This window comes from Vibrio sp. VP6 (assembly GCF_028823755.1).
GTDB classification, from domain to species: Bacteria; Pseudomonadota; Gammaproteobacteria; order Enterobacterales; family Vibrionaceae; genus Vibrio; species Vibrio parahaemolyticus.
Map to the genome: position 1 here is coordinate 1 of NZ_JAPEID010000170.1, position 808 is coordinate 808.

General features: G+C 43.8%; 1 protein-coding gene. It reads left to right on the forward strand.

The genetic code is table 11. The features are described 5' to 3' along the window. Positions 1–449 precede the first annotated feature (449 nt). Positions 450–808 (forward strand): DNA-binding protein (locus OU793_RS24715; protein WP_274647928.1); only part of this gene is annotated, 359 nt, incomplete at its 3' end.

Sequence of the window (808 nt, forward strand, 5' to 3'; positions counted from 1 at the left end):
GGGGGAGGGAGCGCACCTTTTAACCTGATACGAATATATTTTACCGTGCCTCATTTTTGAGGGGCGTGTTAGGGGTATTACGTTAAATAGCAAAATTTAGAGTGGCTTTTGCCTGTTTCGACGCAGCGATGACAGCAGAGTTGCAAAAGTCACTCTTTCCCTCCCTGGTTTCTATCTCTATCCCCCTGAAAGAAAATTACAGTTTTTCGCTAAATGTTAAACGGTTGTGATGCGTTTTCATTTCGACTCGATCTCGTCCCTTACCCCCTAAAATGATCGCTTTTCTCCAAGGTTGGCACTTTACGTAGCTATGAGGTTACGTCTCTCTTCACTTTCGTCTGAGTTTTAATGTTTGATTTATTTTTATACAGTTTGTTTGTATGTTCGTTAGTTTGTTTGTATAATGACAAGCGTACAAACAAACTTTAGGTGTGACAGAGGAACGGAGCATGGCCAGAGAGAGAGCTTTTTCGGATCAACAAGTTATAGAGGCGGCAAATGCACTTTTGGTTGAAGGTAAAAACATCAACGGAACGTCACTGCGTAACAAGATTGGTACAGGCCGTCCGTCTGCCTTAATGTCTGCGTTTAAGGCTCTTGAGGATTCTGGTGAAATCCTAGCACCAATGCTTCCAGACTCTACTGAACAAACCATTACTCATCAGGAGTTACCGCCAGAAATTGCTGAGCGTCTGTCGGTCATGCTTGGTGATGTTGAACAGCTTGTTCACCAGATCAACGATCACGCTCATTACACTGTTGAGCAGCGTCTTAACCAAGCCATTGCAGAAGCAAACGAACGTGCTGC